Here is a 25,368-nt window from a genome sequence, read left to right on the forward strand (position 1 = left end):
GGGGCGTGGATGAGTCTCACACCGCGTCGTCGTATCTTCACTCGTGTGGAACGGGGGCCTGTGCGCCTGCCGGGCCTTCTTCTCGTGCTGGCTGGCGTGGCGGCACTGGGAATGGTCTGGTGGGTGCAGGACGGTCTCGGCATCATGCCGTGCGCTTTGTGCCTGTGGGAGCGCTGGCCATGGCGGATCGTGCTCGGACTGGGCGTGCTGTCGCTACTGGTTCCGCGCCGCTGGGCGCGTTCGGTGGCGTGGATGGGTATCCCGCCGCTGATTGCCGATCTGGCTCTGTGTGTGATCCACGCAGGGGTGGAATGGAAGTTCTGGCCCAGCCCATTGCCGGAATGTATGGGGCCGCACCTGCAGGGACAGACCATGGCGGAGCGCCTGGCGTCCATGCCGCTGCGGCCCGGTAAGCCGTGCGATACGCCGACCTACCTGTTCGACTGGCTGCCAGTATCCCTCACGGTAATGGAGGGACTGGCTGCCGTGGTCGTGCTGACGCTATTGCTTGGGCTTCTCCTTAGGGCTGACGGCGGCCGAACAGCAGGCTGACGACGAACAGCACGATGAAGATGAAGAACAGGATCTTGCCGATATAGGCAAAGTTGGCGGCGATGCCCGTAAAGCCGAAGACGGCGGCAATCAGGGCAAAGATCAGGAAGATAAGAGTCCAGCGTATCAGGTCCATTGAGATCACTCCGATGATGTTGAAAGATCAACGTCCTGAGAGGCTTCCCGGTTGCGCCGCGTTGTTACGCGCGGTGCAATGAAAGACACATTTTTTCTCAATGAATGAGTGTTCTCCCGGAAAAAAGCGATCCGGGGTATGGTCTATTGTGTCGAAGATGGAACAGAATGAAAGCGGAAGATCATGAGGGAGATCCATCATGTCCACCGCTGGCCAGCTTGCCACCACTCCACGACTGCCACGTGACTGCACGTTCGATGTGGCAGACTGGCAGATTCTTGCGCGTTGCTGGTACCCTGTCGCTCTGAGTCGGGAACTGGATGAGCAACCACTCGGTGTCACGCTTCTGGATGCACCACTCGTGTTGTATCGCGCGGAAGGAGGGATCGTGGTGGCGGACGACTTGTGCCCCCATCGCGGCGTCCCTTTGAGCATGGGCACGGGCAACGGACACAGCATCGCCTGCGCCTATCATGGTTTTCGTTTCGGTGTGGGAGGGCGTTGCGTGCATATCCCGGCTCACCCCGATAATGCCATTCCTTCCAAGCTCAATCTACGCACTTATCCTGCTGTGGAACGTTATGGTCTGATCTGGACCTGTCTCGCGCCGGAGGAAGGGGCGGTCATTCCGCCCATGCCACATTGGGATGAGAGCGGATTTCAGCAGATCAACTGCCCTTGGATCGATATCGCAGGATTTGCTGGACGGCAGGTGGAAGGCTTTATCGACGTTGCGCATTTCGCTTTTGTGCACACCGCCACTTTTGCCGATCCGAACAATGCAGTCGTGCCTGCTTATGTGCCGAAAATGACGGCGGACGGGTTTGAGGCGGAGTATCGCAGCAGCGTCGCCAATTATCCCATCGGTCATGAAAAACCCACGCCACCGGGGTTTGTGTGGTTGCGGCATTTTCGGGTGCATGTGCCGTTTGTCGCCACGCTGGAAATCCATTTTCCTGAGAATGGGCGGCTGGTCATCATGAATGCTGCGTCTCCCGTTTCGGCCCGTAAGACGCGGATGTTCGCGCCCATCTGCCGCAACTTTGGACAGGATGTGCCGGTCGAGGACGTGTACGAATTCAATCGTCGTGTCTTTGAAGAGGATCGGGCGCTGGTCGAGGCGCAGAAACCGGAAAATCTGCCACTCGATCCGACGCTGGAAGCGCATGTAATGGCAGATCGAAGTTCAATCGCTTACCGTCGGGCGCTTCGGAGTATGGGATTGAGCCGGTTCTTTACGGCGTAAGAAGTGCCTCGTTCGCAGTGTTCAGGTGAGCGTGGCAATAGGTGAGAAATTGGTCATGCCATATCGGGCTAGTGTGGAAAGACAGGCCATGGCCTCGTGTTTTTCCAAACTCTTGCCGTAAGGGATATTGCGGCGGAACCGTTCTTCCAGGCGTGCGATATAGCCACGTCTGGACCATGGGCGTTGCAGAAGTTCTTCGACCAGTTCTGGATATTTCCAAGGTATATCAATGAAGGCCGGAATGGTGGACTGGCTTTGCATCCCGGCGCGAAGGATCTGGGGAAATAGGGCGATGACGGTTGGGTCCGGTGTGCCAGAAAAGGCGGGGCGAGTATTTTTCCTTATGTGGTGCAGCAGACTGTGGGCAAGGGTACTGCCTTTGTGAGAAAGATGGCCAATCTGTGTGAGACGCGGATTCAGTTCGATGAAATGATACGTGCCCGTGCGTGCGCATCGCATGAAATCAAGACCGAAAAATCCGGACAATCCGAGCTTTTGGCAAGTAATGCGGGCGGCATGTTCCATTGCATCGGATTGCGTTATCTCCACGATGGTGGCGGCACCCGTGCGTCCCTGATGGGCCAGGACATTTACCGCCCGCGTGTCGAGCACTTTTCCCTGCCAGCAGGCCACCATGATATTCGCGGGACTGCCTTCAACATGTGCCTGCGCCATAACGGGTAAAGGTTGACGGAGTAGAGTGGCGTCAAGGAAAGAATGGGCGTCTCGATCGGCCAGCAAGAGACGCAGAGCGCTTTTTGATCGAACAGGATTGGAAAGACGTGTGAAGGCGTTTTCCATCTCGGCATAGGTGTCAGCAATCGCTACGCCTGAACCACCCCAACTGCGATCCCGTTTCAGCACCCATGGGCCAGGAGTATGGGCGCACCATGTTTTTACATCGTCCAGGCTCTTCATGTTCGCAGCCTTTGGGGTGGAAATGCCTTCTGCCCGCAAGACTTTGATTAGTTTCAGACGGGTCTCTACCAGAGAGAAGGCCGAAGGATTTCCAAGAGAATTTTCTAGAATCTCTCGGCATATTTTCTTTTTATCTGTTTTTATATCGGCAAGCTGATGAACTTGGTGCAAATCCAGAACGCTTCGATCATCTGCTGGAATGACCAGATCTGGTTTTAATTCAGAAATGATATTGGCCAGAACAGGCACGGCCTGAAAAACCGGATAGGGGCGGAATGTCGCAATCTTTTTCAGACAGTGCAGGGAATGTCCCCGAGGACACACGGTGTGCACTTTTACCTCTTCCTCAAGGAAGGTCAGGGCAAGGCGTGTGACGGAAGACCATCTTACCGATGAGATCAGCAGGACAGAAAAGTCTGTTGCCATGACAGGAGCCTTCCATTCAGATTTTGTGTGTCAGGATGCGGTGAGGGGATACCTCTTTGAAAAAGAGCGAGGAGAGAGTGTTGTTGAGGACAACGGTAAGAGCGGACTTGAGCGGGCTGTCAGTCTACGGGCGGTGAATCGCGCTCCCCATACAAAACGGAGCAATGGTCCAAAGCTTGCAGCGGCAGCAGGCCCAATAAAATGAAGTCCCGGCACAGTACTTTCGAAATATCTGGAAAGAACTGGCATGCCGTCTTCCGTTTCGATTTCCGGGAGTCGGTCGCGACTTAAGAACGGGAGACGCGAAAGGTCGATCCGTGCACCGGTTCCGGCTATTACGTGATCGACTTCTATTAATTGCCTGTTTCCTGTTGTGGAGTTTTCGAACTGGAGAAGAATTGTTCCGTTGTTGAAGGTGGCATCCTTCAGCATCAGGTTAAGATGTATGGGTACGTGCTCGCGCACGGTCGTTCCCGTAACCCAGCCGGCGGCAGGTCCGAGATGTCCATGTGTGATACGCAGCCGCAGATGGGAAGGCAGAAGATGAAAGACGTCAGGAAAGTCGCATGCTAGCCGCGAGCGCCATCCTGTTCCCAGTCCTGAGCGGGGTTTTTTGATGCGTGTGATTACACGCTGAAGACCACTCAGGGAGCGAGGCGGATTATTGATCCAGATTTTGGGTTGTCGGGTAAACAGGGCAGCTGTGGCTCCCGCTTTATGCAGGAAATACGCCGCATCGACAGCGGAGGAGCCTCCTCCGATGACAGCGACTTTTTTCCCAAAGAATTGTTCGTACGAGAGAAGATCGAATGTGTGATGGACTCTTTCGGAAGGCAGAGTCTGAAGAGGCTGGGGTCGTTGTGCAAAAGGACCGATCCCGACAGCTATGACGATATTGGTTGTACGGACGGTATCGCCGTTTTCAAGTTCGACATTGAACCCTGTGCGTGTCCGAGCGAGATGCATCACCTGCATCAATTCAAGTTCGGGCACATGTTGGCGTTGGAAGTATTCTCCGTAATCTGCAAATACCTTCGCCTTAATAGGGACGCCGATAGGAGCATAAGAATAGCCATGTTCGGTGCAGAACTGGTTCAATGTGCTGGTTCTGGCGGGATCGAAGAGGTCGAGAGCGAAGCCTTCGGCCTTGAGTGGTAATTCACGAGGTACATGATCGCGCCAGAACGCCATCGGGCGGCCGAATATACGAAAATTAGCGCCTTTTTTACGCAAATAAGCGGCGAGTGAAAGCCCGTAGGGACCAGCGCCTATAATGACGGTATCCGTAATCATCATGACATTCCCTTAAGGTAATGCCGTCCCTTCTTCCGGTTCATGATCGAGGAAGAAAGGACAATCACGTTGCCTAAAAGCCCAAAGGGAGGACGCTGCTTCTTAACGTAACGCTATGGTTTCATGATTGAGAAAGGAATTAAAAAAGATATAAGTACTCATAATTTTGAATTGGCAGTCTGCGTTGGATAAAAAAAGGACCGCGTTTCCGCGATCCCTTTCTTATGAACCGATGGTGGAAAGATCAGGCGAGAACCGTTGCCGCTTCCCGTCCGTTGATCGTCAGTCCATCACCATTGGCGGATATATTGACCTCTTCGCCGTCGTGAATGCTGCCTTCCAGCAGAAGTTCAGCCAGCGGATTCTGCAAGCTGCGCTGCACGACACGCTTGAGCGGACGCGCGCCATAGACCGGATCGTAGCCTTCATTGGCCAGCCACTGATGAGCCAGATCGTCCAGCTTGAGCGTGATGCTGCGGTCCGTGAGCAGGCTTTGCAGACGCGCGATCTGGATATCCACGATGTGCGTCATGTCCTTCTTCTGCAGACGTGAGAACAGGACAATCTCATCCAGACGGTTGAGGAACTCGGGACGGAAATGCGCCCGTACCGCTTCCATCACCTGTGCACGCACCATGTCGGTGCTCTCACCTTCCGGCTGGTGGGCCAGCACATCGGAGCCGAGGTTGCTGGTCAGGACGATCAGCGTATTGCGGAAATCCACCGTGCGCCCCTGACCATCGGTCAGACGGCCATCGTCGAGCACCTGAAGAAGGATGTTGAAGACATCGGGATGTGCTTTCTCGATCTCATCGAACAGGATAACCTGATAGGGCCTGCGCCGAACGGCTTCGGTCAGCACACCGCCTTCCTCATAACCGACATAGCCCGGAGGCGCGCCGATCAGACGGGCAACGGAGTGCTTCTCCATGAACTCGCTCATGTCGATGCGAAGAAGCGCTTTCTCGTCATCGAACAGGAACTCGGCCAGAGCCTTTGTCAGTTCGGTCTTACCCACGCCAGTCGGCCCGAGGAACAGGAACGATCCGATCGGCCGGTTCGGGTCCTGAAGTCCGGCACGGGCGCGACGCACCGCGTTGGCCACGGCTTTGAGCGCGGGCTCCTGCCCGACCACGCGCTTGCGGAGTTCATCTTCCATCCGCAGCAGTTTGGCGCGCTCGCCTTCCACCATACGATCTACAGGCACGCCGGTCCAGCGAGAGACGACGGAAGCAATGCTCTGTTCGGTCACGGCCTGTGAAACGAGGTCGCCCGAGGGACCGCTCTGGTCTTCTTCTTCCTGAGCCTTGGCGATCTTGGCTTCCAGATCCGGGATCACGCCATACATCAGCTCGGACGCACGACCGAGATTGCCCTGACGCTGCGCGACTTCGACATTCGAACGCGCTTCGTCCAACTGCTCTTTCAGCTTCTGGACGGCGTTCACGCGATCTTTTTCGGCGTGCCACGCGGCGTTCAGAGCGTCCGACTTTTCTTCAAGGTCGGCCAGTTCGGCATCGACTTTTTCAAGTCGCTCGCGTGACGCGGAGTCGTCTTCCTTGCGGAGTGCTTCACGCTCGATCTTGAGCTGAATGACACGGCGATCCAGTTCGTCCAGTTCTTCCGGCTTGCTGTCGATCTGCATCCGCAAACGGCTCGACGCCTCGTCGATCAGATCGATAGCTTTGTCGGGGAGGAAGCGATCCGTGATGTAGCGGTTCGACAGCGTGGCGGCGGCCACCAGTGCGCCGTCCGCGATGCGTACGCCGTGATGAAGTTCGTACTTTTCCTTAATGCCGCGCAGGATCGAGATCGTGTCCGCCACCGAAGGCTCACCCACGAAGACCGGCTGGAACCGGCGGGCAAGGGCCGCGTCCTTCTCAATGTATTTGCGATACTCATCCAGCGTGGTGGCGCCGATGCAGTGCAGTGTGCCGCGTGCTAACTCCGGCTTGATGAGGTTGGACGCGTCCATCGCCCCATCGGACCGGCCTGCACCGACCAGTGTGTGCATCTCATCGATGAACAGGATGATCTGCCCCTCGGCGGCTTCGATCTCCTTGAGGACGGCTTTTAGGCGTTCCTCGAACTCACCGCGGTATTTCGCGCCGGCAATCAGAGCGCCCATGTCGAGCGAGAGCAGCTTTTTGTTGCGCAGGGCTTCAGGCACATCGCCATTGACGATACGCTGGGCCAGACCTTCCACGATGGCGGTCTTGCCCACGCCCGGCTCACCGATCAGCACGGGATTGTTCTTGCTGCGGCGTGCGAGAACCTGAATGGCACGACGGATTTCCTCGTCGCGGCCAATCACGGGATCAAGCTTGCCCGCCTGCGCCACGGCGGTCACGTCGCGGGCGTATTTCTTGAGCGCGTCGAATCCGGCCTCAGCGTTCTCGCTGGTCACGGTGCGGCCTTTGCGGACAGTGGCGACGGCCTTTTCCAGCGCCTCGGCGGACGCACCGTTGTCTTTCAACGCCCGTCCGGCATCCGTGTCCGATGCGGCAATGGCTACGAGCAGACGGTCCTGAGCGACGAAGGAGTCGCCGGCCTTTTGGGCGGCCTGTTCGGCGTTGTCGAGCAGACGCACGAGATCCGGCGTGGCCTGCGGCTGTCCCGCGCCGCCGCCCTGCACTTTCGGCAGCTTGGCAAGAGCCTGTTCCACAGCGGCGAGGGCACCGAGAGGGTTGCCACCGGCGGCCTTGATCAGAGAGGAGGCTGCGCCTTCATTGTCATCAAGGAGAGCCTTGAGCAGATGCTCGGGGGTCAGTTGCTGATTGTATTCGCGAAGCGCAATGGTCTGGGCAGCTTGAAGAAAGCCGCGCGACCGTTCGGTAAATTTCTGAATATCCATATTCCTGTGTGTCCCTAATGTTTCAGGCGACGGTCAGGCCTCGTCCAACGTCCCTCCCAGAGGCAACGTGGCTTTGGTCTTGATCATGGAATCGATATGGGAACGGAAAGCAAAAGAACAAGACCCTGTCAGGCATGTCGGCAGCCCTGCCATGCAGGAGAGTGCCACGTGCCGCGGTCGAAACCTTAACTTTTCCTGCATTTCTCTATGCCACAGAACGTCGTTCATCTTTTTCGGCGGATGGAATGCGCAGGAAGTTAGGGATTGCCATTACGGCGCGGCAGGGCGGTGACGCTCTGCATCAGCAGATCGGCCGCATTGGAGGGATGTGCGCAACGGACCCTCATCTTCTGGTCTGCGATGATGGTCTTCCCCCGGAAGCTCTGAGCATGCTGGATGATGAAAGAGTGCGCTGGGTGGGCGGAACAGCCCGTGAGGCGGCATGGAACCGGAATCGCGGGCTTTATGGGCTTTTCACCTTTACCGATGTCGATGCTGTTCTGCTGATGGAAGAGGGAGTCGAACCGGCCATTCAGGGATGGGAACTGGAATGGCTTGAGGGAGCGTTGCGTTACGGTGCCATTGGGTTGGTTCCGTCTGACGTCCCCGTCCGGGAAACAGGTGGAGCCTGCACGGCAGAAGAACCCGGTCTGCTCCGCTGCGTGCATGGCGCGTGTCTCGCCGTCAGTCGGGAGGCATTCGGTGCGGTAGGTTTCATGGATACGCGAGTGGCCTCGGCGGTCAGTATGCAAGAAGATTACATGATTCGGCAGGTCCGGGCAGGCTATGGCGGTGTGATGTTGGCGCAGGAGGCGTGGTTTCTGGCGATTTCGGGCGGCATCGTTCAGGTGCCGGATTCCAGCGAAACGACGCCTCTTCCCGCAGAGCACGAAACACCTGTCTGGTGTCCGGCATGGCACACGGAACAGGAGAGGGACGCTTTCCTGTCTGAGTTTGCTGAACTGACGATGCGCCGTCCGTCCCCGATTGAAGCGCTGGTGCGGAACTTCGACTCTGAGGCGTATCTGCTTGCCAATCCCGATGTGCGGGCCGCCTCCATGGACGGGGTGGGGCATTATCTGTGCTATGGCCGCGCCGAGAATCGGCCCCTACGGCCAGCCTGACCTGTTCAACCTTGTTCGATGCGAATACGGGCTTCCGTCGCAAGCTGATCGACGCGCTCGTTCTCGGGCACACCGGAATGCCCGCGCACCCAGTGCCACGAGACATCATGCGGTTTTACGGCGTCTAGAAGTCTCCGCCACAAATCCATGTTTTTCACCGGATCGCCCGAGGCATTGCGCCAGTTGCGACGCACCCAGCCTGTGTGCCAGCGCGTGATGCCGTTTTTGACGTATTCGCTGTCGGTATGGATGGCCACGATGCAGGGACGAGTGAGCGCTTCGAACGCTTCTGCGGCGGCTGTCAGTTCCATGCGGTTGTTGGTGGTTTCCGTCTCGCCACCGGAGAGTTCGCGCTCGCGGCCCTTGCAGCGCAGGAGCACGCCCCAGCCGCCGGGGCCGGGATTGGGCCGACAGCCACCATCGGTCCATATTTCGACAAGGGCTTGTTCGTTGGGGGAGCTCTCGGCGTCAGACATGAACGGGGTTCACAGGCATGTCGGACAGAAAAACGCGGAGCTTTTTGACGTAATCCATAGGATCCTTGCGGGTGACCAACGCTCCGGCAGGCGTGTTCACCCAGTCATAAAGGCGTGTCAGGGCGAAACGGAGAGCGCCACCTGCACACAACGCAGGAAGGGCATCGTGTTCGGCTGAGGTGAGGGGGCGCACGCTCTCATATCCTGCCAGCAGTGCGTCGCGACGAGCCCTGTCAAAATGCCCGGTCTCATCGAAACACCAGGCGTTGAGGCAGATAGCAACGTCATAAGCCAGCAGATCGGTGCAGGCGAAATAGAAGTCGATGATTCCCGACACGCGGCCATCGAGGAAGAAGGCGTTGTCAGGGAAGAGGTCGGCATGGATCTGCCCGCGTGGCAGTGCTGCCGGATCGGAGACCCGGGGCCATGCGGACAGAATGCGCTTCAGAGCGAGGCGAAGCTCCGTGGTCAGACCCGGAAACGTCTCTTCCGTTCCCTGCGAAGCGGCGGCTTTGTTCAGTAAAGGCTGCCATGCCGTAGGACCGAGGCCGTTGGCGCGGGTTGGCACATAGGTCGTGCCAGCTTCATGCAATCGGGCAAGCGCCTCACCCAGTGGGCCGCAATGCTCCACCTGCACATGCCGGGGCCAGACGCCGGGAAGAAAGGTGGTAATGGCGGCCGGACGCCCCGCCAGTTCGCGCAGGGCATTGCCGTCACGTCCCGCCACAGGCAGAGGGCAGGACACGCCGTGCGTGGCGAGATGCTCCATCAGTCCGAGGAACCATGGCAGTTCCGCCGGGTTCACCCGCCGTTCGTAAAGCGTGAGGATAAAATCCCGAGCGACGCCGTCTTTTTCGGTGCGGAGGAGGAAGTTGCTGTTCTCGACGCCCTCCGCGATGCCGCGAAAGGCTACGAGATGCCCGATGTCGTAGTCGGTCAGGAACGAGGAGAGTTCCTCGTCCCCGACCTCGGTATAGACGGCCATTGCTACCCTGTGTTCAGCCGAGAGGGGCGGGGAGGCGGAAGGTTACGTTTTCTTCCTTCACCGTACGCTCTTCGATCTTCAGTGTGTATCGGCGGGCCAGCTCTTCCACCATTTCCTGCACCAGTGCTTCCGGTGCCGAGGCGCCAGCCGTGATACCCAGTGTCTGCACACCGTCGAGCACCGACCAGTCGAGGGCGGCCAGCTTGGGCACAAGGAGCGCCCGCTTCGTGCCGGACCGCTCGGCCACTTCGCGCAGGCGCTGCGAATTGGAGGAGTTGGGCGAACCGATCACGATCACCAGATCGCATTCGGGCGCGATTTCCTTGACGGCTTCCTGGCGGTTCGTGGTGGCGTAGCAGATGTCCTCGCGCTTCGGCCCTTCGATCAGGGGAAAACGCTCACGCAGAATTTCCACGATCTCGGCGGTGTCATCCACCGACAGGGTCGTCTGCGTGATGAAGGCGAGGCGCGTGGGGTCTTCCGGCTGGACCGTGCGGGCTTCCTCGGCATCGTTGATGAGCGTCACCGCTCCTGCGGGAAGCTGTCCCATCGTGCCGATGACTTCCGGGTGGCCGGCGTGGCCGATCATCAGGATATGGCGGCTCTCGGGACCGCCATTGGCGTAATGCCGTTCGGCTTCACGGTGGACCTTGGAGACGAGTGGGCAGGTCGCATCGAGATAAAGCAGGTTACGACGTTCGGCCTCGGCGGGGACGGTCTTGGGCACGCCGTGAGCGGAAAAGACGACATGGCCGTCTGCGGGCACCTCGTCGAGTTCCTCGACGAAGATCGCGCCCTTGGCTTCCAGTTCCTCGACCACGGTGCGGTTATGCACGATCTCGTGGCGAACATAGACGGGGGCGCCGTAGGCCCGGATGGCTTCCTCCACCACGCGGATGGCGCGATCCACTCCGGCGCAGAAACCGCGCGGACCGGCAAGCACGACGCGGAGCGCACGGGTCGAGCTGTCGGAGGTTTCGGAAGGAGAGGTGAGAGTGGACTGATCGGGCATGCTGTTCCCCAGACTTTCTGGCGGCGAAGGGCCGAAGCACGCGCCGCTCCGACCAAGGTCGTACATTGGATTCGTCTCGCCCTACGCAAGACACGTCGTTCGTGCAAGCCGTATCATGACCTGCGTCATGGGTCACTTATGGCGGAAGTGGTCGGAGAAAGCGGTTGAAAATGTGGCGCGGAGAGGAATTCTCCCGCTGCCGGTTTGCGCAAACGCATTTCTGTCCGATACTCCACCCCCTGTCTCGTTCGATGACACGTTTCGCCTCGGTTGATGAGGGAGGGGCGTGTCATGCAAGTCTGGATTACCGCATGATTCGGTTCTCGTCCCTGTGTTCGCGCTTTTCCCGACCGTCGGCGCGCCGGTCTTTTCCGAATCGCAGGTTGCCCCTGATGCGGTTTGCCGGTGTGGCCATGGCGCTCTCCCTGCCTCTGTGGCTTGTGGGATGCAGCGGTGAGGATGAAACGACTTTCGCGCCAAGCTGTCCGGCCATGCACATCCCGGCGGAGGTGGGCGACTATTACAATTACTCTGCCAAGGGGCCGAGTTTTAATCACCTTGTCACACATGCCAGCATCACGAAGCTTTCCGGGGACTGTCTGGCGGCTGGCAAGAAGACGCTGCGCACCCGTGTCGCCATCCGCATGCTTGTGCGTCGTGGGCCGGGCGCCACCAGCGACGAGTTCGTGTTTCCGTGGTTCCTCGCCGTCGTCCACAACGACAAGATCGTGGGCAAGCATGTGTTCAGTCAGACGGTTACGTTCCCTAGTGGACAGGATGCCATGGCGGTGGACACCCGTCTCGTGACGGTGGATCTGCCGATCCGCCCCACGACCGATGCCAGCGATTATCATTTCGAGGTCGGCTTCCAGCTTAGCCATACCCAGTTGGCCTATAACCGCGAGCACGGCATCCTTGCGTCCTTCGACGCCCAATGATGCAGGTTCCCCCGATGCGTGCGTTGCCGCGTCGACGGAAGAAAGCTAACGGGGTAGTCATCTGTTTCCCGGCAAGCGGCCAGATCGGTTGGAATCTGCCCGCGGGCTGGCGAGTGAATCGTAGGGAGTGTCTGTCGCGTGCGTGAGCGTTCCGTGAGTTCTCGTCCTGCCGCGCGCGTGTCGGCGCGGGAGCGGTCTGTCTTGCGCCGTGGAGGCGTCTTGCGACGGGCAGGCGTTCTGCTGGCCATGACCGGCATGGTCTCCGGTTGCTCATGGATCTTCGGCACCGATGACGGCAACAAGGGCGATGAGAAGCCCGTCCTGTCGCTGTTCGGCAGTGGATCGAAAATGATTTCGGGCTATGTCGGCAACGTGGTCGCGGACGAACCTCAGGCGGCTCTTGCCGCCATGACGGTGCTTCAGCGTGGCGGCAATGCGGCCGATGCCGCCACCGCTCTTGGGCTTGCGCTCTCCGTAACTCTCCCCTCGCGTGCGTCGCTGGGAGCCGGTGGCGCATGTGTGGCATGGCGTCCGGGTGACCGTGACGGTGGCAAGGCCTTCCTGTTCCTGCCCACAGGCGATGCTCCGGCGGACCGCGTGCAGGGTACGACCACCCATGCCGACCGTCCCGCCTCTGTTCCCATGCTGGCTCGCGGCCTGTTTCTGATGCAGCTCAGTCACGGCAGTGTCGATTTCGCGGAACTGACACGTCCAGCCATCCAGTTGGCCCGCAACGGAATCGAAGTGGGCAGCCAGCTTGCCGCTGATCTCGATGTCGTGCAGTCGCCTCTGCTGGCGGATGAAGGAGCACGAAAGATTTTTGCGCGACCCAACGGCACGGTCATGAAAGCAGGAGACATGCTGCTCCAGCGCTATCTGGCAGGGACACTGGAACGTATCCGTTCGGCCGGACCGGGTGATCTCTACACGGGCTCTCTCGCGCAGGTTGTGATTTCCGCCAATGCGACGACGGGAGCGGGTTTGACCATGGCTGGAATCCGGACATCCGTGCCTGTGGTGGCCACGCCGCTGACCGTTACTGTCGGGGAGATGCAGGTTTCCTTCGTGCCGCCTCCCGCCGATGGGGGTTACGGTATGGCTGTGGCATGGAAAGCGCTCATGAACGGGCGTTCGTCTTCCGATCTCGGGCGTCAGGCTGTTGCGGGTTGGCGTGCCAGCGAGGCCAAGGCGTCCGTGGGTACGTTGACGGCCCGGGCGCAGAGCCTGCTTCAGTCCGGGCATATTCCAACGGGCGGCGGCAGCAGCCTGCCCGATCTTCCGGCCTCCACTTCTTTTGCCGTGGCGGATCGGAAAGGAGGCGCAGTTGCGTGCGCCATCAGCATGGACAATCTGTTCGGGACGGGACGGGTGGCCGGTTCCACAGGGATCGTGCTGGGGGCATCGGCCCTGCATCGTCCACGTCCAATACTGCCCGCGGCTATCGCGCATGAGGATGGTCGTTTTCTTGCCGCGGCCACGGCGTCCGGTCAGGCGGATGCGGCGGATGCGGCCGCTGCCGCGTTGGCGAATGGTTTGCAGGGACAGATCAAAGCGACCACATCCATGGGGCGGGCTAACGTAATCGCCTGTCGTGGCGGTCTGCCCGGTGATGGACGACGTTGCCAGAGTTGGGTCGATCCGCGCGGTTCGGGGTATGGCACGGGCGCGACACAGGACTGAAACTGCGTGGAGGCGGAGGTTCATCCTCCGCCAAAGCTGCGGACAAGACTGCCGGCCATTAATTGCCAGCCATCGATCATCACGAAAAAGATCAGTTTGAACGGCAACGAGATGGTGGTTGGCGGCAGCATCATCATGCCCAGACTCATGAGCACAGTGGATACGACAATGTCGATCACGAGAAAGGGCAGATAGAGCAGGAAGCCCATCTCGAATCCGCGGCGCAGTTCACCGATCATGAAGGCGGGCATCAGGACGCGCCACGGCGTGTCGGCGGCATTGGTCGGGGGCGGCACGTTGGCCAGATGCGTGAAGGTCGAGAGATCGGCAGGTCGAGCATTGGCGAGCATGAAGTGATGAAAGGGTTCGGCGGCTGCGCGCAAACCGTCCATTTCGCTGATATGTCCCTCCATCAGCGGCTGGATTCCTGCCTGCCATGACTGCTCGAATGTAGGCTGCATGACGAAGAGCGTCAGGAACAGCGCCAGACCGATCAGCACGGTGTTCGGTGGCGTGCCCTGTGCGCCGATGGCGCTGCGCAGCAGCGAGAGCACGATGATGATTCGCGTGAAGGCCGTGACCATCACCAGCAGGCTGGGCGCCAGAGAAAGAACTGTAATGAGCGCGGAAAGTTGGATCAGGCGGCTGGTCGTGCCCGGTCCGCCGTTCTGCCCAAGATCGACGCTGAGCGACTGAGCATGAGCCGCAAAAGGAAAGAATAGAGCGGTAAGCAGAAGCGCTGAGCCGGCTGTTGCCAGAATCAGACGACGCGCCGAGGAAAGACGCTTCATGGCGCGTCTCCCGGGTGCGTTTGTTCGGGCAACCACCCCACCACGACATCGGAGGCACCGCCGGTCAGCAGGAGAAGGCGTCGTCCTTCACAGGACACCAGAGAGAGCCGACGGCGCGAATCGAGAGCCAGCGTCTCTTCCAGACCGAGTGCGCCCTTGCGACGGCGCGGCATGCCGATGCCCAGTCGAGCCGCCACCTGCCATCCGTAGCGGCTGAGCAGGATCATCGCGAGGACGGCGATGAGGGCGAGGGCGGCGGACATTACGTCGTGGGAAGCCATAAGCGGGCGCATTCCATGATGCGTTGCGGACGGCCTCACATTTGCGGCGGAAAAGTAAACAACGTCTTTATGAGATGTCTTTTCGACCTCGCCGTAAACGAATGTGCTGTTTCGGCGGTCGTCTTAACCATATTGCAGTCTTTGGGCGTTCATTTCTGCGGGAGCGCACTGGCATTGTCGTCGGTGCCGTTGGATGGTTCAGGACTGAGACATGATGGATCCCTCACGTCCCGCTACGGGCGGCGTCGATATCTTCGGGTTGTCGCAGCGGCGAATGCAGTGGCTGGAGCAGCGCGAGCAGGCGCTGGCATCCAACATCGCCAATGCGGATACGCCGGATTATGTGGCCTCCGACATGACACCTTTTGAAAGCGCGCTGGCGGAGTTCGATGTCGGACTGACCACAACGTCTTCGCGTCATATCCCCATGGCGGCAAAACGTCGTGCCCGTACCGAGAGTTCGGATGGTGAGCATTCTCCCGACGGCAATGGCGTTTCGCTGGAAACGCAGATGCAACTGGTGGCCGAGACCAGCGATCAGCAGCGTCTGGCAACGAGTGTCTATTCCACCTACCGCACCATGGTGAACAACGTGCTCGGGAAATAACGTCAGGACATCAGGATGGATATCAACTCAACCCTGTCCGTTTCCGCAGCCGGCATGCAGGCGCAATCCGATCGGCTGCGTGTTGTTGCGGAAAATCTGGCCAATCAGGACACGACGGGCTCGACACCCGGCGCCGATCCCTATCGCCGCAAGACCATCACGTTCGAGAATGTCATCGATCACGAAACGGGTGTTTCCAAAGTGCGCGTGAAAAAAATCGGCAAGGACATGTCGGATTTCGAACAGCGCTACGATCCGGCAAACCCGGCGGCGGACAAGCGTGGCTATGTGAAAACCCCGAACGTGAACACGATGGTGGAGGTTGTGGATTCCCATGAGGCACAGCGTTCCTATGAAGCCAATCTCAACACGTTCCAGACGACCCGTTCCATGATTACTCGGACGATTGATCTCCTGAAATGATGATTTCTTCTTCGAAAGCTGCCGCAGCCTATTCGCGGACCCAGTCGGCCCTCTCCACCTCCGGAGCCGATGCTTCCGTATCCGGAAGTACGGAGACGACCGGTTTTGGGGATGCTCTGCAAAGTGCCATCGATGGCGTCGTCAATACGGGCGAACAGGCGGAAGCAAAGGCCGCAGCCGGTCTGCACGGGCAGGGCAATCTGACGGACATCGTCACGTCGGTCTCGCAGGCCCAGATCGTCATGCAGACGGCATCTACCGTTCGTGATCGTGTCATTCAGTCGTATCAGGACATCATGCGCATGACGATCTGAGGAGTTTTTTTCTTCCTGCATTACAGGAAAAGGCATTTTTATGAATTCAATTGATGTGGCGCACATTCTGCGCGAAACGCTTTTCGTGGCTGTAAAGGTGGGCGCACCAAGCCTGATTGCAGCCATGGGAGCGGGTCTGCTGATCTCGATCCTGCAGGCTGTGACGCAGATCAATGAATCCACACTGGCGTTTCTGCCGAAATTTCTGGCGTCCATGGCCGCCCTCTTGTTCGGCGGCTCGTTTATGTATTCGACTCTTCTGGCCTACACACGCTACATTTTCGATCAGGTCATCGTGGCCGGGGCGTCTTGAACGCTGAAACCGCCACTCTGATTGCGCATCTTCCCACATGGATGGTGGTGTTCATGGTCATTTTGTGCCGGGTCGCGGCGCTGGTGATCACCATGCCGGGGCTGAATTCGCAGTCGGCGCCGACACGAGTGCGGGCGGCGTTTGCTATTGGCGTGAGTTTTCTGCTTTTCCCACTTCTGTTGCCCCGGTTTGAAGGAGCATCGTCGGACGATGTGCTCAATCCGGCGCGTCTTATCGTGTTCATCGCTTCGGAAGTTGTCTGTGGAGGACTGATCGGCTGGCTTGCGCAGTTAATGTTGCAGTCGTTTCCAGTGGCAGCCCAAATCATTTCAACTTTCATAGGTCTTTCAAACGTCCTCCAACCCGATCCGGAACTGGGGGCGCAGAGTACGCCGCTGAGTCATGTGGCCGAACTTCTAATGACGGTCACGGTGTTCGTGGCAGATCTCTATGTGTTGCCTTTGCATGCGTTGGTGGGAAGCTACGACGTGTTCCCTCCGGGGCATTTTCCGTTGATGGGAGATGCGGCCCATAGTGTGACGCAGGCAACGGGGGGCATGTTTCTTCTGGCGTTCCAGCTTGCGATGCCATTCGTGCTGATCGGTACCATCTGGCCGATCATGCTCGGTTTGCTGAGCCGTTTTACGCCCGGCTTGCAGGTGTACATGCTCGCCATGCCGGCTCAGATTCTGGGAGGGATTCTGCTTTTCGCGCTCCTGCTTAGCACAATGCTGGGAACCTGGAGCAATGGGGTGGACGCAGCTCTGCAAGGGTTGCCGGGTGGAGGAGGGTAAATGCCGAGCGTTTTCCCAACTCTGCACCGGGTGAAGCTGGGCTGGATGATCATCCGTGGCTGATTCCGATACCGGCGATACGACGGAAGCCCCGACCGGGCGGCGGCTGGAACGCGCCCGGGAACAGGGAAATATTGCGCAGTCACGGGAGTTGCATCTTTTCTCGGGGCTTGGACTGGCCACTCTCGTTCTGACCATGGCGATGCCGGCGGGTGTGCGTGAGTTCATTCATGAAATGAGCGCCCTGCTCGACAATGCGGGCGAAGTGCGTCTCGATCCGCCCACGGTCGGGCTTGTCCTTACGCACTGTCTTCATCTTCTCGTGGTGCTGGCCTTCCCTGTTGTCGCTGCGACGGCCGCCGGTGGTGTGGCGACCGCGCTTCTTCAATCGGGCTTTCTGGTGCGCATGGAAGCGTTGGTTCCCGATATTGGTCGTCTCAATCCATTGAAGGGCCTCAAGAAGCTATTCGGCGTCACGAATCTCGTGGAGGCCACGAAATCCATAGCCAAGATCATCATCTTCTCTGCCATTCTCTACGGGATCGTGCGCGATACGCTGGCTCTCGCGCCCGGAGCCATGGGATGGTCACCTGAGCGTCTGGCCCGTGAACTCTCGGCCCTGGTGGTGCGCACGCTCGGCGCGGTGCTGATCGTGCAGGTCATCATCGTGGTGCTCGATGAAGCCTGGACGCGGTACAAGCGGCTTCAGGATCTCAAGATGAGCCGCCATGACATCAAGGAGGAAATGAAGGAGAGCGAGGGCGATCCCCATATACGCGCCAAACTTAAGCAGATGCGCATGCAGCGGACACGCAAGCGCGTGCGCGAGGCTGTCCGTTCCGCGACGGTGGTGGTGACCAACCCAACCCATTACGCCGTGGCTCTGGCCTACGAACCCGGCTCAGCGGGCGCGCCGCGTATCGTGGCGAAAGGTGCGGATGAACTGGCCGCACGCATCAGGGAGTTTGCGTGGGAGGAAAAGGTGCCGATTGTCTCCAACCCACCGCTGGCCCGTTCGCTCTATCAACTGCCCGAAGACACCGAAATTCCGTATGATTATTTCCAGGCCGTAGCCGCCGTTATTGCGTATGTATGGCGCCTTAAAAAACCGGCCGGGGGCGGAAGCCCACCTGTCATGTAAGGCCCGCCCGCCTTGTCGGATGCGGCGTTCCGGGGTCATGAGCAGGGCGAGGCGATTACAGGAATGGGCGGATTGATGAATGTTGTGGTGATCGGCGGCGGTCCGTCTGGTCTGGCGGCGGCGGAAGTCCTGTCGAACGCAGGGTGCGACGTGACCGTGATCGATCGCATGCCCACCATGGGGCGCAAGCTACTGATGGCGGGCCGCAGCGGTCTCAATCTGACCAATGTGGAAACGGGTCCGTCTTTGCTCGGACGGTATGGCGCGGCGGCGGAATGGCTTGCGCCAACACTCGATGCATTCTCACCATCCGATATGGTGCGTTGGGCTGAAGGGTTGGGGCAGCGGTGTTTCACAGGCAGTTCCGGTCGGGTGTTTCCGGACGTCATGAAGGCATCCCCACTCTTGCGGGCATGGTTGAGGCGTCTGGCGGAGCAGGGCGTGCGGTTTCGTACTGGTTTGCGCTGGACAGGATGGAGTGTGCAGGGCGCGCTTCGGTTTGACGGGCCGACGGGAGAGGAGTGCGTGACACCGGATGTGACGGTGTTGGCGCTTGGAGGTGGAAGTTGGGCGCGCCTTGGGTCTGACGGACACTGGACACAGGTCCTCTTGGCGCGGGGTGTGAGTGTGGCGCCTCTGCGTCCGGCCAATTGTGGTTTCCGGGTGGAGTGGTCGTCTGCGTTTCGTGAGCGGTTTGCGGGGGCACCTCTCAAGCGCGTCACGCTGTCATTCGGTGGCGAAAAGAGCCGGGCGGAGGCCGTCATCACGGAACGCGGGCTGGAGGGCGGCGGCCTGTACGCGCTGGCGGCACCGTTGCGGGAGGCTATTGAGCGGGATGGAGAGGCCGTTCTGCGGATTGATCTGCGGCCCGACATGGATGTGGCGACAGTGGCGGAACGGCTTTCGCGTGTCCGTGCGCGTGAGAGTCTGAGCAATCGTCTTCGCAAGGCTTTGCGTCTGCCGCCGGTGGCTGTGGGACTTTTGCGGGAAGATGGAGATGTGCCGTCGGACACAGGCGCTCTTGCACACCGAATCAAGGCGTTGCCTGTGCGTCTTGTGGGCACCGATACACTGGATCGCGCCATTTCCACGGCTGGCGGTGTGAGACAGGAGGCGGTCGATCAGCAGTTCATGCTGCGGGCGTTGCCGGGTGTGTTTGTCTGTGGGGAAATGCTGGATTGGGAGGCTCCGACCGGGGGATATCTCCTGCAGACTGTGATGGCGACAGGACGTGCAGCGGGAAAAGGCGCTCTGGCTTGGGGAAGAGAGAAAAACAGGCGGCCCGAGCCTGTTGCCTGATCGGGAGTCGGGACTGTATCTCCCGCCCATGACCAGCAGAATCGAAATGGGAGAGATCGTCGGCGGTGGACCGGCGACCTTGAATCTTGCCGAATTGTTGGCGACGCGCCTGCTGGTGCAGGGCAATTCTGGTTCAGGCAAGTCCCACCTTCTGCGACGTTTGCTGGAGCAGACCGGCAATATGGTGCAGCAGGCCATCATCGACCCGGAGGGCGATTTCGTTAGTCTGGCGGATGCGTTCAGCCATCTGGTGATCGACGCCGCCGAGCATACGGAAGCGGCGCTTCAGGCAGCGGGAGAGCGGATGCGGGTGCATCGCGCTTCGGTCGTGCTCAATCTGGAAGGGCTGGACGCAGACCAGCAGATGAAGCGTGCGGCCGCCTTTCTTGGGGGCATGTTCGATGTGCCGCGCGCGCACTGGTATCCGGTGCTGGTCGTGGTGGACGAGGCGCAGCTCTTTGCCCCTGCCGCAGCCGGTGAGGTTTCCGATGAAGCGCGACGCGCGTCTCTGGGGGCCATGACGAATTTGATGTGCCGTGGCCGCAAACGCGGACTGGCGGGGGTGATCGCCACCCAGCGTCTGGCGAAACTGGCCAAGAACGTGGCGGCGGAAGCCTCTAATTTCCTCATGGGACGCACTTTTCTCGACATCGACATGGCCCGGGCGTCCGATCTTCTGGGCATGGAGCGGCGGCAGGCGGAGGCGTTCCGGGATCTGGAGCGTGGTACGTTCGTGGCTCTCGGTCCGGCTCTGTATCGTCGCCCCACGACCATTCGCATTGGTGAGGTGACGACGGAAAGCCGCTCGGCCGGGCCGGTACTGGCGCCGTTCTCGCCACCATCCGAACCGGTGGCGGAATTGATTCTGGCACCGTTGCCCGAGCCGGAGGTCATGGTGCGACCGCGCAGGCCCGTGGCTCCTCCTGCGCCCGATCTTATCACCCAGCTTGCCACCCATGGGGCGGCTCTGGCGGAATCGGAAGAGGTGGAGGAGTCTGTCGATCCGGCTGAGCGCAGACGGCAACTGGCCGACGTCCTGCGGCAGGTTCTGGTGGAAGATGATGGCGGATTTCGACCGCCCGCTTCGCTTTATCAGGATTTCCTCGTGCGCTGTCGGATTGCCGGCCTTGGGCGTGAGGCGATGGATATGCGCGCGTTCCGACGTGCGCTGGCCACGGCCCGCAGCGGGGTCAACACGGAAGACGCCGAATCGCCCGAATGGCAGGAGGCGGAAGCCATCGCCTCGGAACTGCCGGAAGATACGCAGGGCGTGTTTCTCTATCTCGCCCGCACAGCCCGCGATGGACTGGCCTGTCCATCGGATGCCGAAATTGCACGGATCTATGGCACGCATTCGACGGGACGGGCGCGGCGTATCCTTGGCTGGCTGGAGGAGCGCAATGCGGTCGTGCTCCGCATGGACGGCGCCGGGCGTCGCCGCGTGGCCATTATCGGGTTGGGCTGGGAGACGCAGCCGGGCGATCCGGGAGCCTGATTTCGAACAAAGCGGCATGGGTTGGGTCTCGCGGGTTGATCGAGGTCATGAACCCATGCGAGAAAAATGACCGAACCGGTCGGTCAGTGAGCGCAGGACCGGGTGAAGGCAGCGGAGAAGGCATGGCCGACGAACAGGATACGCAGGCGGGTGGCAGTGACGCCGGCAAGGGCGATACGGACACGCAGAAGAAAAAGCGCAATCCGCTAGTGCGGATCATCCTCATCGTTGGGCTGCTGCTCGTGGTGGTGGGAGCAGGCATCTACTGGTTTCTGCACCGCTTTGAGGTCGAGACGGACGACGCTTTCACGCAGGGACGCGCTGTGACCATCGCGCCGCATGTCGGTGGTTATGTGACGGAACTACTGGTGGACGACAATCAGTTCGTCCATGCGGGTCAGCTTCTGGCGCGTATCGATCCGCGCGACTGGACGGCGGAGCGTGATCGCGCCCGCGCCGCAGTAGAGGAGGCCGAAGCCACGATGGCGGCGCACCAGATGCTGCTGGCCGTGGCCGAGAAGAACTTCCCCGGTCGTCTGGAAGCGGCTCAGGCCGACCTTCTCGTAGCGAAGGCGCAGGAGTTCCGCGCCCGCACGGACTATAACCGCCAGCATTCGGTCATGCGGGCGGCGACGTCCCAGCAGGACATCGATTATTCCAAGGCCGGTCTGGATGAAGCGCGCGCCCGTGTCGCGCAGGCACAGGCGCAGGTGATGATCGCCATGCCGGTCAAACCCAACATCGCCAATGCGCAAGCGGCGGTGCAGGGCGATGCCGCAACGCTGGCGAGCGCCAAGGCGGCTCTTGTGCGCGCGGAACTGAATCTGGAATGGACCGAGATTCGTGCGCCGCAGGATGGCTGGATTTCACAGCGTAATGTCGAACGCGGTCGCTACGTCACCACCGGACAGTCCCTGTTCTCCATCGTGACGCCGGAAGTGTGGGTGATCGCGAACTACAAGGAGACGCAGATCACCAACATGCGGCCGGGCCAAAAGGTGGACATCAGTGTGGATGCCTATCCCTCGCATGAACTGCATGGACACATCGATTCGTTGCAGAAAGGTACAGGGGCGACGTTCAGCGCTTTCCCGCCTGAAAACGCCACGGGCAATTACGTGAAGATCGTCCAGCGCGTGCCGGTCAAGATCCGCATCGACAGCGGTCTCGACCCCGAGGTGCCGCTGGCGCTTGGGCTGTCGGTGGTGCCGGTGGTGCATACGGACACGGCGGCCACCAAAGGGCCGGACGGTCGTATCGTGGATCGCGCGCCGGGTGAAGAAACGGTGTCGCGTCCATGAGCGCGGCGGCCGGCGACGCCACGCAACACCACGAAAGCTGGAAGCCACGCCATAATCCGTGGCTCATCGCCTTCGTGGTGACGATGGCGGCCTTCATGGAGATTCTCGACACGACCATCGTGAATGTGTCGCTTCCCCATATCGCCGGCAGTCTTTCGAGCACCTATGACGACGCGACATGGACGCTCACGTCCTATCTCGTGGCCAATGGAATCGTGCTGACCATTTCGGGCTGGCTGGGCAAACTGTTCGGGCGCAAGCTCTATTTCATGGTGTGCATCGCGATGTTCACCGTGACGTCTTTTTTGTGCGGCATCTCCACCAGTCTGGGCGAACTGATCCTTTTCCGGCTGTTGCAGGGTTTCTTCGGTGGCGGCCTTCAGCCGAACCAGCAGTCCATCATTCTCGACGTCTTTCCGCCCGAGAAGCGGGCGGCGGCCTTCGGTCTGACGGCCATTGCCGCCGTGGTGGGGCCGGTGCTCGGCCCGACGCTCGGCGGGTGGATCACTGACAATTACTCGTGGCGTTGGATTTTTTTCATCAACGTGCCGTTCGGCATTCTCACCACACTGGCCGTGGGCTTTCTGGTGGACGATCCGCCATGGGCCAAGCGGCGCAGGGAGCCGATCGATGTAATCGGCATCAGCCTCATCACACTGGGTTTCGGCTGTCTGGAAGTCATGGTGGATCGTGGCGAGGACGATGACTGGTTCGGCTCCACCTTCATCTGCGTGATGGGCGTACTGGCGGCGATCGGAATCATCGGGGCGGTTTTCTGGCTCATCAAGGCCAAATCGCCAGCCGTGGATCTGCGGGTTTTCAAGGATCGCAATTTTGCTGTGGCCACATTCCTGATGGGGGCCATGGGCGCGCTGCTGTATTCCTCCGCCATCATCGTCCCGCAGTTCGCGCAGCAGGTCATCGGTTATACCGCAACATTGTCCGGTCTGGTGCTCTCACCGGGAGGTATCGCGGTCATTTTCCTGATTCCCATTGTGGGGCGGATGATGACGTTCATGAGCATTCGCTCCGTGATCGCGCTGGGGTTCGGACTGATGGGGATCGCCCTGTTCTGGTCGGCGCATCTGGTGCCGACGCTGGATTTCCGTCACCTTGTTTTCTTCCGCATGAGCCAGACGGCGTGCCTTGCGTTCCTGTTCGTGCCGCTCTCGACCATTGCCTATGCTACCCTGCCGCGTGAGATGAATGCGGATGGTTCGGCGCTGTTTGCCATGGTGCGCAACTTTTTCGGTTCCCTGAGCATTTCCGGGGCGACGGCGCTTATCATCGAGCGGCGTCAGGCGCATCAGTCGGACATGGTGCAGTGGATGACGCCGTATCATCAGCCCTACAACGATTACCTCGCACAGGGACGTCAGGCTGCTGTGGACCATGGGCTGGGACCGGCCACCGATGCGGTGGCCCAGCATCGGCTGTTTCTGGATTTCTCGCAGCAGGTGGCAATGCTGGCCTATAACGAAGCCTTCATGATCTTTGGTATTGCGGCTTTCTGTGTCGTACCGTTCTGCTTCCTGCTTTCGCCCATTCGTAGCGGAGGCGGGCCTGCCAAGGGCGCACATTGAGCGCGGGAGAAGACGACATGACGGTATCCGGACCAACGCCTTCCATCGGGAATGACACCTCTCCGGCGCTGCCGTTTTTCAGCACAGGGCCGACAGGGCACCGCAAGCGGATGCGCGAGCGTGTCGTGGCAAAAGGTGCGGGAGGACTGGCGGATTACGAGTTGCTGGAAATGCTGCTCTATTTCGGTTTTCCACGTGGAGACACAAAGCCGCGGGCCAAGGCGCTGATCAACCGGTTCACGACATTCGCCGGTGTGCTGGAGGCTTCGGATTCGGCATTGCGTGAAGAGGGACTGGAGACGGACGCTCTCGCGGCCTTGCGGCTGGTGACGCATGCGGCGCGCCGGATGGGGGAAGCGGACCGGCTGGAGCGCCCTTCTCTGGGAAACTGGGAAGAGCTTCTGGCTTATTTCGATACGGCGCTGGCTGGTGCCGTGCCCGGGCAGTTGCGGGCGCTGTTTCTCGACAATCGCAACCGTCTTTTGGGTGATGAGGCGATTGAGAGCGTGTCGGAGGTGCGCGATGCCGTGGCCGAGACGCGGCTGATTTTTACCCGTGCTTTGGAATTGCACGCCACGGCATTGATCCTGATCCGGCCCTGCCCGGACGGACAAAAGCCGGAAGCTGTGATCCATGGGGATGAGGCTCTGGCGAACGAATTGCAGCGAGCGGGGAAGCTTCTGGCCATCACCGTGCATGACGTGTTCGCTCTGCGTGGTGGCCAGTGGGCCAGTCTGAAACAGATGGGACGGCTGAAGGGGTAGGGAGAGTTTACCGCCAGATCCAGCGCCGCCGCGCCGGGTTGCGATGCTCCCACCCCAGACGTTCAAGTTCCGGCGTATCGGAAGGCTGTTTGGGATAACCCACGCAGAGATAGGCGATAAATTGCCAGTCCGGATCGACGCACAGGGTGCGCCGCACGTCCGTCGGGTCCAGAATGGACACCCAGCCCACGCCGATGCCACGTTCGGCTGCGGCCAGCCAGAAGGTGTGGACCGCCATGACAGCGGACCATGTCGTGGTCTCGGGCATGGTGGCGCGCCCCAGACCACGCCCCTGAGATGGGTCGGTTTCACAGAAAACAGCGATATGGTGTGGCGCTTCGTCCAGTCCCGCCAGTTTGAGAGTGGCGTAATGCCGCGCGTCCTCGCCTTCTCGACCGGCAAGATCCTGTGCATTGCTGGTGAGGAAATTGGCGCGGATGGCATTGCGGCGCGCCGGGGTGTCCACACGCACAAAACGCCACGGTTCACTCAGACCCACGGAAGGCGCGCGGTTGGCGGTTTCCAGAAGACGGTCCAGTTCCCACGCCGCGACGGGATCGGGGCGGAAATGCCGTACGTCCCGTCGCCATGCGAACAGACGCTCGGCCGGGGTCATGGTGCT

The 25,368-nt window shown here is 60.1% G+C and carries 26 protein-coding genes; 16 read left to right on the forward strand and 10 right to left on the reverse strand.

Going from position 1 to position 25,368, the window contains the following annotated elements; translation table 11 throughout:
* The first annotated feature begins 9 nt into the window (after positions 1-9).
* Complete coding sequence (locus KUA11_RS09555) at positions 10-552, forward strand: disulfide bond formation protein B (RefSeq protein WP_217410193.1); 543 nt, start codon at positions 10-12, stop codon at positions 550-552.
* Here the strand turns inward: KUA11_RS09555 and KUA11_RS09560 are convergent.
* Positions 521-688, reverse strand: a complete 168-nt coding sequence (locus KUA11_RS09560) for a DUF1328 domain-containing protein (protein WP_166312957.1) — start codon at positions 686-688, stop codon at positions 521-523. The two genes, KUA11_RS09555 and KUA11_RS09560, sit on opposite strands and share 32 nt — an antisense overlap.
* A gap of 199 nt (positions 689-887) precedes the next feature.
* On the opposite strand from KUA11_RS09560, the gene KUA11_RS09565 reads away from it, so the two are divergent.
* A complete protein-coding gene (locus KUA11_RS09565) occupies positions 888-1,934 on the forward strand; it encodes an aromatic ring-hydroxylating oxygenase subunit alpha (protein WP_217410068.1) in 1,047 nt (348 codons plus the stop codon).
* Positions 1,935-1,955: 21 nt separating this feature from the next.
* Here KUA11_RS09565 and KUA11_RS09570 read toward each other — a convergent pair whose 3' ends face one another.
* The 3 genes from KUA11_RS09570 to clpB form a co-directional block, all read right to left on the reverse strand.
* Positions 1,956-3,278: an ATP-grasp domain-containing protein gene (locus KUA11_RS09570; RefSeq protein WP_217410069.1), complete on the reverse strand. Its 1,323-nt coding sequence runs from the start codon at positions 3,276-3,278 to the stop codon at positions 1,956-1,958.
* Positions 3,279-3,308: 30 nt separating this feature from the next.
* Positions 3,309-4,574, reverse strand: a complete 1,266-nt coding sequence (locus tag KUA11_RS09575; protein WP_254454826.1) for an NAD(P)-binding domain-containing protein — start codon at positions 4,572-4,574, stop codon at positions 3,309-3,311.
* A 241-nt stretch (positions 4,575-4,815) separates the two neighbouring features.
* Positions 4,816-7,425 (reverse strand): ATP-dependent chaperone ClpB, encoded by a 2,610-nt coding sequence (clpB, locus tag KUA11_RS09580; RefSeq protein ID WP_217410070.1) that lies wholly within the window; start codon positions 7,423-7,425, stop codon positions 4,816-4,818.
* A 245-nt stretch (positions 7,426-7,670) separates the two neighbouring features.
* Here clpB and KUA11_RS09585 point away from each other — a divergent pair, with 245 nt between their 5' ends.
* Positions 7,671-8,549 carry a hypothetical protein gene (locus KUA11_RS09585; protein ID WP_217410071.1) on the forward strand — a complete coding sequence of 293 codons (879 nt, stop codon included), beginning with the start codon at positions 7,671-7,673 and terminating at the stop codon, positions 8,547-8,549.
* A 5-nt stretch (positions 8,550-8,554) separates the two neighbouring features.
* On the opposite strand, the gene rnhA is transcribed toward KUA11_RS09585, so the two are convergent.
* Genes rnhA through ispH form a run of 3 tightly spaced genes read right to left on the reverse strand, consistent with a single transcriptional unit; the run spans position 8,555 to position 11,022 of the window.
* Positions 8,555-9,025 (reverse strand): ribonuclease HI, encoded by a 471-nt coding sequence (rnhA, locus tag KUA11_RS09590; RefSeq protein ID WP_217410072.1) that lies wholly within the window; start codon positions 9,023-9,025, stop codon positions 8,555-8,557.
* The gene (locus KUA11_RS09595) at positions 9,018-10,010 is read right to left on the reverse strand and encodes a homoserine kinase (protein WP_217410073.1); all 993 of its coding nucleotides are present in this window, start codon (positions 10,008-10,010) and stop codon (positions 9,018-9,020) included. Before KUA11_RS09595 ends, rnhA begins: the two co-directional genes overlap by 8 nt.
* A gap of 13 nt (positions 10,011-10,023) precedes the next feature.
* The gene (gene ispH / locus KUA11_RS09600) at positions 10,024-11,022 is read right to left on the reverse strand and encodes a 4-hydroxy-3-methylbut-2-enyl diphosphate reductase (protein WP_217410074.1); all 999 of its coding nucleotides are present in this window, start codon (positions 11,020-11,022) and stop codon (positions 10,024-10,026) included.
* A 392-nt stretch (positions 11,023-11,414) separates the two neighbouring features.
* On the opposite strand from ispH, the gene KUA11_RS09605 reads away from it, so the two are divergent.
* Both KUA11_RS09605 and KUA11_RS09610 read left to right on the forward strand, forming a co-directional pair.
* The gene (locus KUA11_RS09605) at positions 11,415-11,960 is read left to right on the forward strand and encodes a hypothetical protein (RefSeq protein ID WP_242006113.1); all 546 of its coding nucleotides are present in this window, start codon (positions 11,415-11,417) and stop codon (positions 11,958-11,960) included.
* 138 nt (positions 11,961-12,098) lie between these two features.
* On the forward strand, positions 12,099-13,640 hold the full coding sequence (locus KUA11_RS09610; protein ID WP_368040990.1) for a gamma-glutamyltransferase: 1,542 nt from the start codon (positions 12,099-12,101) through the stop codon (positions 13,638-13,640).
* 20 nt (positions 13,641-13,660) lie between these two features.
* Here KUA11_RS09610 and fliP read toward each other — a convergent pair whose 3' ends face one another.
* On the reverse strand, positions 13,661-14,431 hold the full coding sequence (fliP, locus tag KUA11_RS09615) for a flagellar type III secretion system pore protein FliP (protein ID WP_217410076.1): 771 nt from the start codon (positions 14,429-14,431) through the stop codon (positions 13,661-13,663).
* Entirely contained in the window at positions 14,428-14,712 is a 285-nt protein-coding gene (locus KUA11_RS09620) for a flagellar biosynthetic protein FliO (protein WP_217410077.1), read from the reverse strand. The genes fliP and KUA11_RS09620 overlap by 4 nt, the downstream gene beginning before the upstream one ends.
* Positions 14,713-14,923: 211 nt before the next feature.
* Here KUA11_RS09620 and KUA11_RS09625 point away from each other — a divergent pair, with 211 nt between their 5' ends.
* The 11 genes from KUA11_RS09625 to KUA11_RS09675 all read left to right on the forward strand — a co-directional run bounded on the left by KUA11_RS09625 (position 14,924) and on the right by KUA11_RS09675 (position 24,746).
* Positions 14,924-15,319 (forward strand): flagellar basal body rod protein FlgB, encoded by a 396-nt coding sequence (locus tag KUA11_RS09625; protein WP_217410078.1) that lies wholly within the window; start codon positions 14,924-14,926, stop codon positions 15,317-15,319.
* A 15-nt stretch (positions 15,320-15,334) separates the two neighbouring features.
* Positions 15,335-15,742, forward strand: coding sequence for a flagellar basal body rod protein FlgC (gene flgC, locus KUA11_RS09630; RefSeq protein WP_217410079.1), 408 nt, complete (start codon positions 15,335-15,337; stop codon positions 15,740-15,742).
* Positions 15,739-16,056 (forward strand): flagellar hook-basal body complex protein FliE, encoded by a 318-nt coding sequence (fliE, locus tag KUA11_RS09635; protein WP_217410080.1) that lies wholly within the window; start codon positions 15,739-15,741, stop codon positions 16,054-16,056. The genes flgC and fliE overlap by 4 nt, the downstream gene beginning before the upstream one ends.
* Before the next feature lie 40 nt (positions 16,057-16,096).
* Positions 16,097-16,369, forward strand: coding sequence for a flagellar biosynthetic protein FliQ (locus KUA11_RS09640; RefSeq protein WP_217410081.1), 273 nt, complete (start codon positions 16,097-16,099; stop codon positions 16,367-16,369).
* The gene (locus KUA11_RS09645) at positions 16,366-17,163 is read left to right on the forward strand and encodes a flagellar biosynthetic protein FliR (RefSeq protein WP_254454827.1); all 798 of its coding nucleotides are present in this window, start codon (positions 16,366-16,368) and stop codon (positions 17,161-17,163) included. Before KUA11_RS09640 ends, KUA11_RS09645 begins: the two co-directional genes overlap by 4 nt.
* 55 nt (positions 17,164-17,218) lie before the next feature.
* Positions 17,219-18,304, forward strand: a complete 1,086-nt coding sequence (locus KUA11_RS09650; protein WP_217410082.1) for an EscU/YscU/HrcU family type III secretion system export apparatus switch protein — start codon at positions 17,219-17,221, stop codon at positions 18,302-18,304.
* A gap of 63 nt (positions 18,305-18,367) precedes the next feature.
* Positions 18,368-19,603 (forward strand): TIGR03862 family flavoprotein, encoded by a 1,236-nt coding sequence (locus KUA11_RS09655; RefSeq protein ID WP_217410197.1) that lies wholly within the window; start codon positions 18,368-18,370, stop codon positions 19,601-19,603.
* Between the two features lie 28 nt (positions 19,604-19,631).
* The gene (locus KUA11_RS09660; protein WP_217410083.1) at positions 19,632-21,098 is read left to right on the forward strand and encodes a helicase HerA domain-containing protein; all 1,467 of its coding nucleotides are present in this window, start codon (positions 19,632-19,634) and stop codon (positions 21,096-21,098) included.
* A 122-nt stretch (positions 21,099-21,220) separates the two neighbouring features.
* Positions 21,221-22,399, forward strand: coding sequence for an HlyD family secretion protein (locus tag KUA11_RS09665; protein WP_217410084.1), 1,179 nt, complete (start codon positions 21,221-21,223; stop codon positions 22,397-22,399).
* On the forward strand, positions 22,396-23,982 hold the full coding sequence (locus KUA11_RS09670) for a DHA2 family efflux MFS transporter permease subunit (protein WP_217410085.1): 1,587 nt from the start codon (positions 22,396-22,398) through the stop codon (positions 23,980-23,982). The genes KUA11_RS09665 and KUA11_RS09670 overlap by 4 nt, the downstream gene beginning before the upstream one ends.
* Before the next feature lie 17 nt (positions 23,983-23,999).
* On the forward strand, positions 24,000-24,746 hold the full coding sequence (locus tag KUA11_RS09675; protein ID WP_217410086.1) for a JAB domain-containing protein: 747 nt from the start codon (positions 24,000-24,002) through the stop codon (positions 24,744-24,746).
* Positions 24,747-24,753: 7 nt separating this feature from the next.
* On the opposite strand, the gene bluB is transcribed toward KUA11_RS09675, so the two are convergent.
* The gene (gene bluB, locus KUA11_RS09680) at positions 24,754-25,362 is read right to left on the reverse strand and encodes a 5,6-dimethylbenzimidazole synthase (protein WP_217410087.1); all 609 of its coding nucleotides are present in this window, start codon (positions 25,360-25,362) and stop codon (positions 24,754-24,756) included.
* Between the last annotated feature and the right edge of the window lie 6 nt (positions 25,363-25,368).

Source organism: Acetobacter estunensis, from assembly GCF_019083805.1.
GTDB classification, from domain to species: domain Bacteria; phylum Pseudomonadota; class Alphaproteobacteria; order Acetobacterales; family Acetobacteraceae; genus Acetobacter; species Acetobacter estunensis_A.